This window comes from Pontibacter locisalis, from assembly GCF_042684605.1.
Lineage (GTDB): Bacteria > Bacteroidota > Bacteroidia > Cytophagales > Hymenobacteraceae > Pontibacter > Pontibacter locisalis.
This window is the reverse complement of the sequence record NZ_JBHULU010000021.1, coordinates 429506-443198: the sequence shown is the minus strand read 5'-3', so window position 1 is coordinate 443198 and position 13693 is coordinate 429506. Positions and strand designations below refer to the sequence as shown.

Genomic DNA, 13693 nt, shown 5'->3' with positions numbered 1-13693 from the left:
TTAGAAGGTTAACTCCTGCTCTGGAATACCGGAAAGATGCTCAATGGCTTCGCCCTCAGTTGTGCGGAAGCCTCGCATAAGGTCAGCTGTCAGGCAGGAGTGTACCGGCAGTATCCCCATCAGGTCGCCTATCTGGTACTTTGAGAACAATTCTGGAGAAGCCCGCACAATTCCATGTTCCTGTGAAAGAGAAACTAAGTCAATTCCTTCCAGGGGCTCAGACCAGCTTGTTCCCTTTAAATTTACTATCCTTCCATAGCTGGAAGTGGCATCCTCCTGGAGTAGCACATCTTTAGAGAAATGCACACTGCCCCCGTACAGAATAATCTCGTGCCTCTCAGGGTGTTTGGCAACGATTGGGCAGGCCATGCAAACAGCAATATCTTCAAAACTGCAGGAGCCGATTCGTTGCTGTGTAAGGTCGTAAAAGACAAAATTCCCAGGTCTAATCTCATCTACTCCCTTCAGGTTTTCCAGCATACTACAGGATGGCGTATCACCGAGGGAGAGCTGCAGGTTCGGGAATTTCTTTTTATAACGATCCCGGAGCAGGTGCAGCAGGTAAACGGTGGTATTATGTATAGTTTGAACCGCATCCAGTTCCGTCTGCTTGTACGTGTGCCCGTCGTGCACCAGGAAACCTTCAAAGCTCAAATTAGCAGATGCTTCAATTTTGGTTAAGATACGATCAATATCGGCATGATCGTGTGCCATGATACCTGTACGGCGGTAACCGGTATCGATCTTTAACCAAAGCTTTACGGGGTGTTTTAATTCTTTGGCCAGCACTTCCACCGTTTCTATGTTCACAGCCACCAGGTGCAGCTTTATGCGTGAGGCCAGTTCGTTTATACTTTCAATTTCAAGCACGTTGGCAGGGAAAGCAATTAGAATTTCTTTCCAGCCGTGCTTTGCAAAGTATTTTGCCATCCGGACAGAAGAAACAGTGATCGCCTCCACTCCTGCCGCTCTGAACCACTCCCCTACCTGCGCAGACTGATGCGTTTTAAAATGCGGACGCAGGCGCACATTGTTCCGTTTCGCCTTCTCCAACATATTGTGGATGTTGTTGAGCGCTTTGGCTTTATCAATAAGTAAAGTAGGTACAGTAATCTTCATGTGCAGAAAGCATGATGTAGTTGTAAATCACGTGAAGATAAAAATCTTTAAGCAAATGCGCTTAGCACAACAACGACTTTGAGTGACAAAAGTAACTTGAAGGCGTTAGTCCAGGCCAAATATGTAATAACTACTTATGTCTTCCGGCAATTAAACATTTCAACTTATCTTTGTAGAAACACCATTGCCGCCATGAGCTTTTTGTACTTTAAAGCATTGCATATCATCTTTGTTGTAACCTGGTTTGCCGGTCTCTTTTACATTGTCCGCCTGTTTATCTACTATGCAGAAGCAGCAGAAAAACCGGAACCGGAGAGATCTATACTTCAAAAGCAATTCTCTATTATGCAAAAGCGGCTGTGGTATGGCATTACATGGCCCTCAGCAGTGCTTACTCTAATTTTTGGCTCCTCTATTGTATATGTTCTGGGGCTATACGACCCCTTCCCTAGCTGGTTGATCTGGAAGTTGTCCTTAGTTGCCGGGCTATATGCTTACCATTTCCTTTGCCATAAAATCTTCCGTCAACAGCAGCAGGGCGTTATCAGGTATAGCTCCACAAAGCTGCGTATTTGGAACGAAGTTGCTACCCTTTTCCTGATCAGTATTGTTTTTCTGGTTGTCCTGAAGAGTTCGCTCAGTATGCTATGGGGCATCATCGGGCTACTTGTTTTTTCTGCCGTTTTGATGCTGGCGATAAGAATATACAAGCGCCTGCGGGAAGCCAAATAAGCTAACGGAGGCTGGTTCTTCTAAATTTTAGTACCTTTGTACAAAGCATTTGATATGAACAATACAGCACTGAAGGCAAACGAGAGAGAACTTATAAAGCTAATACGCTTCTTTAGCAAGCGTGCTGCGCAGTTAATGGAGACGGGTGAACTTAGCCAGGAGCATGAGCAGCTTACTAAAGCATGCCAGAACCTGGAAACCCAGCTTTACAATCATGCCCAAAACCGTGCAGCGATACTGGATAAGCGCGAGCGGCTGGAGAAAGTGATTGAGGATAATGCCCAGTGCCCTAAATGTCAGAAAGCAGATATGCTGAAAAAGAATGGTGTTACGAATAATGAGCATGGCTGGAAGTGCAATACCTATCGTTGCCGCCGCTGTAACACCACCTTTACCTGGAACCGCCCAAACAATCCGTGGCACATGGTAGAGTTCCTGGAGATGTATATCCAGGAGTTGGAGCAAAGCCTGCAGGAGGAGCAGAACGAGGAAATAAGACAGCATACCGAAGCCGCTATACCACAACTACAGGATAGCCTGTTCCGCTTGCGCCCCGTTCTACAAACCTCTGACGAAGAAGTTGAAGCACTGGCTGAAAAAGAGCGTGAAATGGATAAACTTATCCACCAGTTCAAGAATTACCTGATGATCGAGAAGATCAAACTGGACACCTACGAAGAGCCGGAAGATTAGCCACTGATCTTTAAGTGCAGAGTATTAATGTTTACTCACTAAATACCCTGTACAAGCCAATACCAAACCGCCAAAGTCAGAAAGGAGATCGGAATCCCAAAACCAATCATCATGTTGGCAAGGCGGGGTTTTAAGCCATAGGAAGCCGCAACGATACTTGCTGTGATCATAGGTGCCATTGCTGCTTCCATGATGGTTACCTGCACCATTTCTCCTCTTATTCCCAGCACCTGCACATACAGCAAATAAATCAGCAAGGGGGCCAGCAGTAGTTGGTAACTTAAGCCTAATGCTAAAAACCCCCAGTGCTTGCTTCTGCGCTCCAGCCGTAGTTGCAGGCCAACCGAAATAAGCGCCAGAGGTGTAACTGTGCTACCCAGACGCTGAAAAACCTCCTTAAGATCATCTGAAAAATGCAGGTTAAACACGTTTAGCAACAGCGCCAGCATGAATGTCAGGAAAGGTGGAAAAGTAAAGATCTTGCGAGCTATGGCTTTTGGGTCCGGCTTCCCCTTTGAGAAATAAGCTGCAAGCGCAATCCCGAAGGTGGAAAGAACAAAGAAAGTACCTGGTTGGTCAATCAGTATAGCTGTTTTCAACCCTTCTTTACCGTAAAGCGCCTCAATTACCGGGAAGCCAATAAAAGAAGTGTTTCCCAAACCAGCAGTAAGAATTAGGCACCCAATAAGTTTGCGGGACCAGCCAAACATCCTACCCAAGCTCCAGAATAGAAGGGCAGAACCTGCAAAGCATATCCAGGCAACACCCACCGGCAGTAAAATTGCTTTATTCAGCGTTACCTCAGGAATAAAGTATAAAGCCAGCGCAGGTAGTGAAATGTAAATAATGAACTGGTTCAACACCAGAGGGGTGTTCATCGGAAAGTTTTTTACCCTTTGTAGAATTGTGCCTAAGGTAAGGCATCCAAATAATAGTATAAAGCTGCTCATGTATGGTTTTTGTAACTGTACACCACTGCTCCGGCACAGCCTGCAAAGGTAAAGCTAATAAATGTAGAAATTTGTCAGCTAGTCTGACCCTTCTCCCAAAATGGGCTGCAGGCAAAGGGTAGCAGAGTCAATACTTGCAGAAAGTAGAAGTAGACTATAAATAAAACAGCACACACTATTAACATAAAACAATTTTTTATAGCTTAAGTATAAATTTAAACACCCTATACAACCTCTCAATTACCACCCTAAATGGATCGGGAATATCCCTTTACCTGTGGCACTCCTGATATAGAATGTGTTACAGCTGCTGAATCTGATTATACTCACCACTACTGCTTCCGCAGTCAGGCATTTAATTTCATCAGACCTGTCAACATTTCACATATACCTACACCACATGCTATGAAAACAAATTTCCTTTATTTAGTTGCCGCTATCAGATGGTACCGCCTTAGCAGAGGACTGCTTTTTCTTGTACTCTTATTGTCACTTGCCTTACCTGCCTTTGCCCAAGAAGTTGTGTGGGACCGGACGTATGGGGGAGATTACGGGAATGTTTTAGGTGACATGGATAAAACAAGTGATGGGGGCTACATCCTTGGTGGTACATCCCTATCTGGAGAAAGCGGTGACAAAACTGGCGCTCAACGGGGAGAAGAAGATTTTTGGATAGTAAAAGTAGATGCCGAAGGAAACATAGAGTGGGATAAGACCTACGGAGGCAGTGCAAGTGAGATATTTAGCTCCCTACAACAAACCAGCGACGGAGGATACATTCTTGGCGGTAGGTCCCTTTCCGGAAATAGCGGAGAAAAATCAGGAGAATCGCGAGGCGGCTTCGACTATTGGGTAATAAAGGTAGATGCACAGGGTAAGCTGGAGTGGGAGAAAACTTTTGGCGGAGAAGAATCTGACTGGCTTAGTGACATCATTCAAACCTCAGATGGGGGATATTTGCTGGGCGGTGCCTCTAGCTCGGGAGTTAGTGGTGAAAAAAGTGAAGCCTCAAGAGGAGAAACCGACTTCTGGGTAATCAAGCTAGATGCTGAAGGAAACATAGAATGGGATCGTACTTATGGAGGAAACACAATAGACTGGTTAACTCAGCTTCAGCAGACCAATGACGGAGGCTATATTTTGGGAGGTTCTTCTGAATCAGATGTTTCAGGTGATAAGAGTGAACCAAACTGGGGAGACAATGATGATATGGATATGGGACAGGACTACTGGATAATAAAAATAGACGCGGAAGGAAATAAAGAGTGGGATAAAACCTTTGGTGGGCTCCTGGCAGATTACCTATCTGACGTTATACAGACGGAAGATGGCGGTTACTTGCTTGGTGGATCATCTGGTTCAAGAATAGGAGGAGACAGGAGTGAGGAATTCAGAGGGGGAGAATTTGGTGATTATTGGATAGTGAAGACAGATAGTAATGGGAACAAAGAGTGGGACCGTACCTACGGTGGCACCGATTCAGATGAGTTATCATCGATTCAGCAGACTAGCGATGGAGGTTATGTTCTGGGTGGTGTCTCTGAGTCTGATGCCTCTGGCGAAAAAAGTGAAGACAGTAAAGGCAACACCGATTTTTGGATTCTAAAGATAGACGCCAAAGGAGATATAGAATGGGACAAGACAATTGGAGGGAACAGCGGAGATGGATTGTCTACTATTAAAGAAGTCACTTCCGGTGAATATATAATCGCTGGGTCCTCGTCGTCAGAGGTTAGTGGAGACAAAAGTGAGCCGAAACGTGGACGGGCTATTGACTATTGGCTAGTAAAACTAGGGACTGAAACTGCTTGCATCCCTCCTACCCCTTCCATCGCCGTCATCCCTTCTTCTGAAGTCTTCACCGGCGGCGACGCCAGCACCATCTATTTGGGCTATGGCCAACAGCGCGTGCAGCTGGTGGCAAGCGGCGGCGAGCGCTTTGCGTGGAGCCCTGCCAGCGGCCTGAGCAGCACCACTGCAGCTGATCCTGTCTTCACCCCTAACAGCGCCGGCACCTATACCTTCACCGTCACGGCCTACAACGGCACCTGCTCGGCCACAGCCTCGGTCACCATTACGGTAATTGATGTCCGCTGCGGCAACGGCAAGGTGCTGCTCTGCCACAAGGGCAAGGTGATCTGCATCTCCCCTTCCGCCGTGGCCGCGCACCTGCGCAACCACTCCGGAGATAAATTGGGCGGCTGTAGCTCAAATAGCATCGCCAAAGTAAAAGGCAAAAAAGCCAAAGCTGCCCTTTCCCTCACCGTTTACCCGAACCCGCTGCGCGACAGGGCTACCGTGGAACTCTCCCTGCCCGAGGATGGACCATACCTGCTTGAGCTCCACAGCGCCAACGGCAAAAAGGTGAGTGTTGTAGGAGAAGGCACAGCCAAAGCTGGTGGGCAGGTCAGCCTGGAGCTGAAGGCCGAAAAGCTGCGCGAGGGAGTATACTATTTACGCCTTACCACAGCGGACGAGGTGAAAACACTGCGGCTGCTTTTAAAAAATTAAATACAACGTTTAGATTAAAAGAAGCAGGCTATACCGCAAAAGGTATAGCCTGCTTCTTTTAAGAGGACTTACAAATCCTCTGATCAAAAGTTAAAGGACCAGTCGCTCAGTTTAATTCCTAGCTAATTAAAGAATCCGTAAAATTTATCTTGATACTTGATTGGAAGTTACCTGTTGTTTCGGTATCAATGAAAAGTATGTATTCCCGCATTGTACCACCTATTTTCACGCTTTCCAATGTATAATGCTGTAATCCTAGCTCTGCCTTATCTGAAGAGAACAGGGGATATAAATTAAAAGTCCCGGCTACAAGTGCAGCCGGGACCTTAAAAATTAGCCTATATTGCTTTTGCTTTTTCCTTCAGCCATGCTAGCTCATCTTCTTTCAGATGTGGCCCCAGCTTTTCCACTACCAGTTGGTTATACTCATTCAACCACTCGATCTGGTACGCCTCCAGGAGCTCCTTCTTTACAGGCGTTGTGTCAATCAGCGCCAGGGTCAGATGCTCAAAAGCATAAAACTCCCCAAACTCATTTGTCTCATCCTGTATGGTAAGTACTAAATTCTCGATACGGATACCATGCTTACCTGTCCGGTACAAACCAGGCTCTACAGAAGAGATCATACCTAGTTCAAGATCAACAGCTGTGGGGGTTGGGTTGAGCACATGCGGCCCCTCATGCACATTCAGGAAAAAGCCCACCCCATGACCGGTACCGTGTCCAAAATTGCGGGCGTAATCCCACAGCGGCTTACGCGTAATGGCATCTATCTGGTAACCTTTGGAGCCTTTTGGATATCGGGCTGTAGAACCGTCGATCATTCCTTTTAATACCAAAGTATAATCTATACTTTCTTCTTCCGTGAGATTCCCAAGAGATACAACGCGGGTAATATCAGTTGTTCCGGAAGTATACTGCCCCCCTGAATCGAGCAGGAACAAGCCATCCGGCTGCAGTTCTGCATCGCTTTCAGGAGTAACCCTGTAGTGAGGCAGGGCACCATGCGCCTTGTAACCGGCAATAGTATCAAAACTTTCACCCACGAAGCCCTCCTGTTCTGCACGTAGTTCTCGCACTTTTGCAGCTACAGAAAGCTCCGTGATTTTCGTCTTGCCGATATTCTCCTCAAGCCACTTAAAGAAACGCGTTAATGCCACCCCATCCTTAACCATCGTTTTGCGGGTGTGCTCTACCTCTACTTCATTTTTCATGGCCTTGAAGTAGGTAGTCGGGTTTGTTTCCTGTATCACCCGCACTTCTTTCGGCAGTTCTTTATAAAGGGCATAGCAATTACGCCGCGGATCAACCAGAATACTGTTTCCAGGAATGGCAGAAACAGCTCTTTCAATCATATCGTACGTTTCCAGCTCCACACCTGCTGACTTTAGCCTGTCAAGGTCGCCTTCACTAAATTTAGCGGTATCCACAAAAAGCATGGCTTTATCCTGGCTTATAAGGGCAAAGCTGAGTACTACAGGGTTACACTTTACATCAGAACCACGCATGTTAAAAAGCCAGGCCAGGTCGTCTAAAGAAGAAATAAGATGGTATTCTGCTCTTTGCTTTTTCAGGGCTGCGCGTAGCCTTTCTAATTTCCTTTCCAGCGACTCTCCTACCACATCCTCTCCTAATAGGAAAGCAGGTGCTGAAGGAAGTTCCGGCCTGTTCTGCCAGATCGGGTCCAGGTAATCACGGTCGCTGTTTATTTTTAAACCTATAGGAATTAGTTGAGACTCCAGCAGTTGTGCCAGGCTCACTGAAATTAACTTCCCATCATAGGCCACAGTACTACCAGCAGGGAGGCGCTCAGCCAGCCAGTCAATATATTCGGGAGCATGCTGTACGCGTAGTTTTGCCAGCTCAAAACCAGTGCCTTCTAATTGCTCATTGCCCTGAACAAAATAGCGCGCATCCGTCCACAGGTGAGCGGCTTCCTCGGTAATCACCAGTGTACCTGCTGAGCCGGTAAAGCCCGAGGCAAACTCTATACATTTATACCGATCAGGAACATATTCGCTTATATGTGGATCTGCCGAAGGAATGATGTAGGCACTCACGCCCTCGCCCTTCATCTGGCTTCGGATAGCTGCTAATCTTTCTTTGTAGGTCATCTTTCTGGTTTTATCTTTTTAAGGCAAAATTCTCTTTGAGGCAAAATAAAGAAAGATGGGGAGAAAACCTGCAGCAAGGGCCTAAGATTTGGGTATTCCGATGTGTAAAAGGAGTAAATTTGTTTGAAAACTATATTGCAAATGTCCCACTTTTATAGTCACCTTTGCATAGCAGTAATGGTCTAAACAAGAGCCAACTACACCACAAAAAGCTTAATTCCAACATCTTCTTTAGATAATGACAATACAGGCCAATCAGACATCAGATGCAGGCATACCAGAAAATGTACAACAAAAGTCAATCTGTAACCTTGACTACCTGAACAGGATGTCTGGCGGCGATAGTAAGTTCATAAAGGAGATGATCAGGCTTTTCTTGAAGCAGGTTCCTATGGAGCTTGAAAAGTTGGAAAAAGCAGCAGAAGCTGAAGACTTAACAACAGCAAAACAAGTAGCCCACAAACTTAAATCTTCAGTAGCTATGGTTGGCGCTGAAAGTATGCTGGCAACATTAAAGCATTTTGAAGTTTCAGAAGTTGAAGGCTCTGTTAAAATAACTCTAGATCTGTTTCATGCTAGCCTGCTGCAGCTATTTATCCACATTAGGGCAGAACTGGAACCGCTTCTGTAACTATTAGGTTAAAAACCCACGACCCCTGAAAACAAATTAATAACTGGCGTTATGAAGATACTGGTAATTGAGGATGATGAAATGATCCTTCGCGCGCTCGAATTTCGATTGAAGAAAGAGGACTATACGGTAGATGTTGCCCGCACAGGCAGAGAAGCATTGGCAAAACTGAAAAGCGATAACTTTAATTTAGTTATTACGGACCTGATGCTCCCCTTTGTGATGGGCATGGAACTGCTTTCATACATTAAATCTGTAAATCCCAGTTTACCTGTTATTGTTCTTTCTGCCGCCGATGAGGAAAGTACCGTGATGGAAGCTTTCAAACTTGGAGCTGATGATTTTATAGCCAAACCATTTAGTCCGGGGGAGCTTTCCCTTCGGGTGAAGCGGTTACTTGTACGCAAGACTTTTGCCTGATGAAGCTCCTTCATTTCTTTTTATGTAGTACAGCTATACTTTTTCTCCTACTCACCTTTCCAGGTATTACAAATGCACAGGCAGGTCTGAATACAGATTCACTGATGCAAGTGGCACAACAGCTTGTAGTACAAAAGAAGTATGAAAATGCCAGAAAGCAGGCCCGAAAAGTATTGGAGCAGGCACCGGAATATACGGATGCAGCTCTTTTGATCGGGCGCACCTATGCTTGGGAGAAAAACTATGATTCTGCCCGGGTAGTGTTAGTACCTTTATTACAGACAGCCTCTTCCAAAGAGGAAGTGCTGCTGGTGCTGTCATCCGTGGAGCTATGGGCAGGAGAAGCTAAAAGTTCTTTACTGTATGCCGAGCAAGGGCTTTCTGTAGCGCCGGGTTCCCCTGATCTAGCCTTAGCAAAAGTACTTGCCTTACGTGATCTCCAGAAGTATAAAGAGGCCACAGCATTCATACACACAGCTTTAAAAAATACTCCAACCGATGAAAGGCTTCTGGACCTTCAAAACCAGCTTGCGGATTTAAGCCGCAGTAATCAGCTTGGTATAAGCTTTCAGCTAACCTCTTTTGATCAGGATATCTCTAACTGGCAACTAGGCACCATACAGTACACTCGAAAAACAGCGAAGGCCACCTTTGCAGGCAAAATAAATTATGCCGAACGCTTTGGCAAAAAGGCTTTACAGGCAGAGTTGGAGGCCTGGCCACGCCTGAATGAAAAAACATACGCTTACCTGAGCGTTGGAGCTTCTGATAGTGAAATTTTTCCAGCCTACAGAGCTGGTGCAGAACTGTATCGCATACTTCCTCATCAGATGGAGGCTTCGCTGGGTTTACGCACTCTTGCCTTTGAGCAGGAGACAGTGTTGCTATACACCGGCCACTTTGGTGTATACTTCCACAAGTATTGGGCAGCATTTCGGCCCTTCGTTCAGTTCCAGCACAGTAACTGGCAGGCAACGGGCATCTTACAGGTAAGAAGATATTTCCGGCACAGTGATGAATTTGTTTCCCTTTCTCTCTCCAAAGGAAGTACTCCTTCTGAGCAAGTGGCTTTGCAGGAAATCAAAAGACTGGATGCTTCCAGAATAGGTTTAGAAGGACAAATTCGCTTGGGTTCAAGGTACTTGCTAGGGGGACTAATGCAATACGAAAAAGAAGAGTATGCTGAAAACAGCACCAGAAATCGGTTTACAAGCGGCTTATCCTTTCATTATAAATTCTGATAGTGCCAAAAGTTACCAACATAGCGCTATTCTATGGAGCCCTGCCCGATGACGGGCTGGTAAAGTTTAATTTTGCTTTGTCTGCGCTGTTTCTCACTGTTACAGTTCTCTTATTCCTGTTCATCCTTTTAAGCAGGTTAAGAGATGGGATAAGGTACGCCCGCAGGAACAGAGTAGAAAGTGTAATACAGCATTTCCTTTCCTCCTACTTATTCGAAGAGAATGTTTCTGAAATGGACATAAAGAGCTTTTGCAGGCAGTATGTTCTAAAAGCAAGAAACAGGCATATTGTGTTGGAGAACCTACTTTTGCTGCATAAAAGTTTGATTGGTGAATCGGCAGAAAAACTGCGCCATCTTTACCTCCAGCTCGGGCTCCATAACTATTCCAAACAAAAGCTATACTCAGGTTCCTGGGATTTAATAGCAAAAGGAATCGGTGAGTTGGCTGAAATGGAGATGCGGGAATACAGCAGCCTGATCCGCACGTTTGTGAACCACCCGCACCCTGTGCTCCGCTCCGAGGCCCAGGTAGCCTTGCTTAAGCTGAAAAAGGATGGATTGTTTGCCCTGCTCGATGACCTGGAGGAGCCACTCATGGATTGGCAACAACTACAACTGGCACGTGCAGCGAGTAAAGCTCAACTGCTGGCAATACCAGATTTTAAGCAGTGGCTAAGTAATCGGGAAGAAAGCATTGTAGTCTTCAGCCTCCGCATGATCGCGTATTATGGGCAGCATAATGCACTTCCCCAGATCCTGCAATTACTACAACATTCTTCTGAAAAAGTACGCGAGGAGGCAGTGATAACGCTTCGGCACCTGGAAGCTTTTGAGGCTATTCCGATCCTTACCAGCCTGTATGAGCACGAAACTATAGAAATCCGGTTAAAGATTCTTAAAACTCTGGCGGTTATAGGGGGCTCTGAAATAATACCTTTTTATGAACTGTTGCTGAAGGAGAATGATAAAAGATTTCAACTTGCTGCTGCCCAGGCAATCTATATGAGTTCGCATGAAGGAAAAGAAAAGTTAAGAGCTATCAAAAATGACCCTGAGCACATTTTACAGGCACTGGCAGCAAGTGCGCTAAGTTTTAGGTAATGAAGGAGCTGATGAACTATTATATCTTCCAGGCAGGTGTGTTTTTCAACAACCTTATATTGGTATATGAGATCAGTATTAGCCTGAGTTACCTTTTACTGGCCGGGCTTTCTGCCAGAGCGATGAGAAGGTATAAGAAGCAGAACAGTTTCGTTGATTACCGCACGCTACTGTCCTCACAATTTGCCCCTTCTGTTTCGCTCATTGCCCCTGCATACAATGAATCCATGACCATTGTGGATAATGTAAGATCACTACTTGCCCTTCATTACAACAACTATGAAGTGATTATTGTGAATGATGGCAGCAAAGACAATACCCTGGACCTGCTTATCGAGGCTTATGAGTTGGAGAGAGTTGACTGGCTGCTACATGAACATGTAACTACAAAGCCTGTCAGAGGAATTTATAAAGCAAAAAATCCTGCTTACCATAAGTTGGTAGTGGTAGATAAGGTTAATGGCGGCAAAGCTGATGCCTTGAATGTGGGTATAAATGTGTCCGGCAACAAGTACATAGCCTGTATAGATGTTGATTGTGTTCTGGAGTCGGACTCGCTTCTGAAACTGGTAAAACCTTTTATGGAGGAAAAGAGCCAGGTGATAGCCACAGGAGGCGTAATCAGAATCGCTAATTCCTGTGTGATAGAAGAGGGACGGCTGATTAAAGTACAGGTACCTGATAAGTTTATAGCACGGGTGCAGGTGCTTGAGTATTTCCGGGCGTTTCTGATGGGCCGCATGGCCTGGGCACACATAAACGGGCTATTGCTCATTTCCGGAGCCTTTGGTATGTTCCATAAAGCTACTGTAATAAAAGCAGGAGGTTATAACCACAACACTGTTGGGGAAGACATGGAACTGCTGGTGCGTATGCGCCGCATGATGTATGAAGAAAAGAAGCCTTGCAAGGTTGCTTTTATACCAGATCCACTCTGTTGGACAGAGGCTCCTCAGACCTGGAGTATCCTGAACAAGCAACGAAACCGCTGGACTCGAGGGACAGCTGAAACGTTAATGCTGCACCGGAAGATGATCCTGAACAGGCGTTATGGTGTGCTGGGTATGATTAGTCTTCCGGCATGGGTGCTGTTTGAGTGGTTAGCGCCCCTGATTGAATTCTTTGGTATCATCTTCTTCATCTGCCTTGTTTTGCTGGGCTATGCTAACTGGATGTATTTTTTCTCATTCCTGGGCCTGGTGTATACCTTTGCCATCATGATCTCTGTGTTTGCGATTCTCTTCGAAGAAAGATCTTACCAGCAGTACAAGCGGCCAAGACACATGCTCCGCCTGATACTTTCAGCATTACTGGAGCCATTCTTCTACCACCCTCTTACTGTGTGGGCTGCTGTCAAAGGAAACTACGACTTACTCACCGGTAAAAAAAGCTGGGGTGAAATGACAAGGGCAGGCTTTTCTCAGAAAAAGAGCTAACCTCGATTTTACTTCCATCTACTAATCCCAAATTTGTTCAGGTATTCCTCAAGAGGTCCCAGGCCATTCCACATCCTTAAAGAATCAATTTTAGTTGTGTCTGCAATCGGCCACACATATGTTGTATCCATTCTTGCACCTGTTTTTGCATCAGTCCTGTACTCACTGCGTATCTGTGTTCCATAGATTTGAGGCTTTCCCCTGTGCATCAAATAGCGGTCCTGGTACATAGCTGCTAAACTTACATTAAGCTCCTTGTTTTTAGCAGCGTTAATAATCATATCATAGTACCTTTCCTGAACGCTGTCCGGGGCATGCTGCAGTACAAAGAAAGTGACCTCACTTGCTGATTGTCCCACTAAGGACTTTCCCGGATACCCGCCTACCTGTTCAATGATCTTCATAACCCGCTGAAGATTGGCAGAATCAATTCGCTGCTGCTTTACCAAAAGTTCATTCATTTCCGGTGAGTTAAATCCATACTCCTGATGAACAGCCCCCATTGCTTTTCTGTATTTCTGGTCAAGTTGATAAATCTCCTCCAACTCCTTTGACAGCGCCTCCTTATTTATGGAAGGTTGAGAGTTACAGCTATAGAGTATTAGCAGGATCAGGAGGCTAAGGCATTGCTTCATAGAGGAACAGGAACATGTGTATTGAAAGGTACATTAACTTAGCTATATCTGATAAAATTTACTGCTGTATATTCTGTTACTACCGCTTTTAAAACCGAACAGACTGTT

General features: G+C 45.5%; 12 protein-coding genes. 8 read left to right on the top strand and 4 right to left on the bottom strand.

The window, feature by feature from the left end; all coding sequences use genetic code 11:
• A complete protein-coding gene (locus ACFSRY_RS15860) occupies nucleotides 1-1119 on the bottom strand; it encodes an alanine racemase (protein WP_377509897.1) in 1119 nt (372 codons plus the stop codon).
• A gap of 192 nt (nucleotides 1120-1311) precedes the next feature.
• On the opposite strand from ACFSRY_RS15860, the gene ACFSRY_RS15855 reads away from it, so the two are divergent.
• Both ACFSRY_RS15855 and ACFSRY_RS15850 read left to right on the top strand, forming a co-directional pair.
• A complete protein-coding gene (locus ACFSRY_RS15855; RefSeq protein WP_377509894.1) occupies nucleotides 1312-1851 on the top strand; it encodes a CopD family protein in 540 nt (179 codons plus the stop codon).
• A 54-nt stretch (nucleotides 1852-1905) separates the two neighbouring features.
• On the top strand, nucleotides 1906-2544 hold the full coding sequence (locus ACFSRY_RS15850; RefSeq protein WP_377509891.1) for a hypothetical protein: 639 nt from the start codon (nucleotides 1906-1908) through the stop codon (nucleotides 2542-2544).
• A 38-nt stretch (nucleotides 2545-2582) separates the two neighbouring features.
• On the opposite strand, the gene ACFSRY_RS15845 is transcribed toward ACFSRY_RS15850, so the two are convergent.
• Nucleotides 2583-3494: an AEC family transporter gene (locus ACFSRY_RS15845; RefSeq protein ID WP_377509887.1), complete on the bottom strand. Its 912-nt coding sequence runs from the start codon at nucleotides 3492-3494 to the stop codon at nucleotides 2583-2585.
• A 405-nt stretch (nucleotides 3495-3899) separates the two neighbouring features.
• Here ACFSRY_RS15845 and ACFSRY_RS15840 point away from each other — a divergent pair, with 405 nt between their 5' ends.
• The gene (locus ACFSRY_RS15840; protein ID WP_377509884.1) at nucleotides 3900-6005 is read left to right on the top strand and encodes a T9SS type A sorting domain-containing protein; all 2106 of its coding nucleotides are present in this window, start codon (nucleotides 3900-3902) and stop codon (nucleotides 6003-6005) included.
• 338 nt (nucleotides 6006-6343) lie between these two features.
• Here the strand turns inward: ACFSRY_RS15840 and ACFSRY_RS15835 are convergent, their stop codons facing one another.
• The gene (locus ACFSRY_RS15835) at nucleotides 6344-8119 is read right to left on the bottom strand and encodes an aminopeptidase P family protein (protein WP_377509880.1); all 1776 of its coding nucleotides are present in this window, start codon (nucleotides 8117-8119) and stop codon (nucleotides 6344-6346) included.
• A 238-nt stretch (nucleotides 8120-8357) separates the two neighbouring features.
• On the opposite strand from ACFSRY_RS15835, the gene ACFSRY_RS15830 reads away from it, so the two are divergent.
• Genes ACFSRY_RS15830 through ACFSRY_RS15810 form a run of 5 tightly spaced genes read left to right on the top strand, consistent with a single transcriptional unit; the run spans nucleotide 8358 to nucleotide 12950 of the window.
• A complete protein-coding gene (locus ACFSRY_RS15830; protein WP_377509876.1) occupies nucleotides 8358-8750 on the top strand; it encodes an Hpt domain-containing protein in 393 nt (130 codons plus the stop codon).
• 51 nt (nucleotides 8751-8801) lie between these two features.
• On the top strand, nucleotides 8802-9170 hold the full coding sequence (locus tag ACFSRY_RS15825) for a response regulator transcription factor (protein ID WP_377509873.1): 369 nt from the start codon (nucleotides 8802-8804) through the stop codon (nucleotides 9168-9170).
• Entirely contained in the window at nucleotides 9170-10411 is a 1242-nt protein-coding gene (locus ACFSRY_RS15820) for a YaiO family outer membrane beta-barrel protein (RefSeq protein ID WP_377509870.1), read from the top strand. Before ACFSRY_RS15825 ends, ACFSRY_RS15820 begins: the two co-directional genes overlap by 1 nt.
• A 2-nt stretch (nucleotides 10412-10413) precedes the next feature.
• On the top strand, nucleotides 10414-11514 hold the full coding sequence (locus ACFSRY_RS15815; protein ID WP_377509867.1) for a HEAT repeat domain-containing protein: 1101 nt from the start codon (nucleotides 10414-10416) through the stop codon (nucleotides 11512-11514).
• An 11-nt stretch (nucleotides 11515-11525) separates the two neighbouring features.
• Nucleotides 11526-12950: a glycosyltransferase family 2 protein gene (locus ACFSRY_RS15810; protein ID WP_377509864.1), complete on the top strand. Its 1425-nt coding sequence runs from the start codon at nucleotides 11526-11528 to the stop codon at nucleotides 12948-12950.
• 8 nt (nucleotides 12951-12958) lie between these two features.
• On the opposite strand, the gene ACFSRY_RS15805 is transcribed toward ACFSRY_RS15810, so the two are convergent.
• Nucleotides 12959-13585: a DUF6624 domain-containing protein gene (locus ACFSRY_RS15805; RefSeq protein WP_377509861.1), complete on the bottom strand. Its 627-nt coding sequence runs from the start codon at nucleotides 13583-13585 to the stop codon at nucleotides 12959-12961.
• Between the last annotated feature and the right edge of the window lie 108 nt (nucleotides 13586-13693).

What these genes read in the sequence shown, in the direction of transcription:
- ACFSRY_RS15820 (WP_377509870.1), top strand. Translation starts at nt 9,170, where the DNA reads ATGAAGCTCCTTCATTTCTTTTTATGTAGTACAGCTATACTTTTTCTC.
- ACFSRY_RS15810 (WP_377509864.1), top strand. Translation starts at nt 11,526, where the DNA reads ATGAACTATTATATCTTCCAGGCAGGTGTGTTTTTCAACAACCTTATA.
- ACFSRY_RS15805 (WP_377509861.1), bottom strand. Translation starts at nt 13,585, where the DNA reads ATGAAGCAATGCCTTAGCCTCCTGATCCTGCTAATACTCTATAGCTGT.
- ACFSRY_RS15850 (WP_377509891.1), top strand. Translation starts at nt 1,906, where the DNA reads ATGAACAATACAGCACTGAAGGCAAACGAGAGAGAACTTATAAAGCTA.
- ACFSRY_RS15845 (WP_377509887.1), bottom strand. Translation starts at nt 3,494, where the DNA reads ATGAGCAGCTTTATACTATTATTTGGATGCCTTACCTTAGGCACAATT.
- ACFSRY_RS15860 (WP_377509897.1), bottom strand. Translation starts at nt 1,119, where the DNA reads ATGAAGATTACTGTACCTACTTTACTTATTGATAAAGCCAAAGCGCTC.
- ACFSRY_RS15830 (WP_377509876.1), top strand. Translation starts at nt 8,358, where the DNA reads ATGACAATACAGGCCAATCAGACATCAGATGCAGGCATACCAGAAAAT.
- ACFSRY_RS15840 (WP_377509884.1), top strand. Translation starts at nt 3,900, where the DNA reads ATGAAAACAAATTTCCTTTATTTAGTTGCCGCTATCAGATGGTACCGC.
- ACFSRY_RS15825 (WP_377509873.1), top strand. Translation starts at nt 8,802, where the DNA reads ATGAAGATACTGGTAATTGAGGATGATGAAATGATCCTTCGCGCGCTC.
- ACFSRY_RS15855 (WP_377509894.1), top strand. Translation starts at nt 1,312, where the DNA reads ATGAGCTTTTTGTACTTTAAAGCATTGCATATCATCTTTGTTGTAACC.
- ACFSRY_RS15835 (WP_377509880.1), bottom strand. Translation starts at nt 8,119, where the DNA reads ATGACCTACAAAGAAAGATTAGCAGCTATCCGAAGCCAGATGAAGGGC.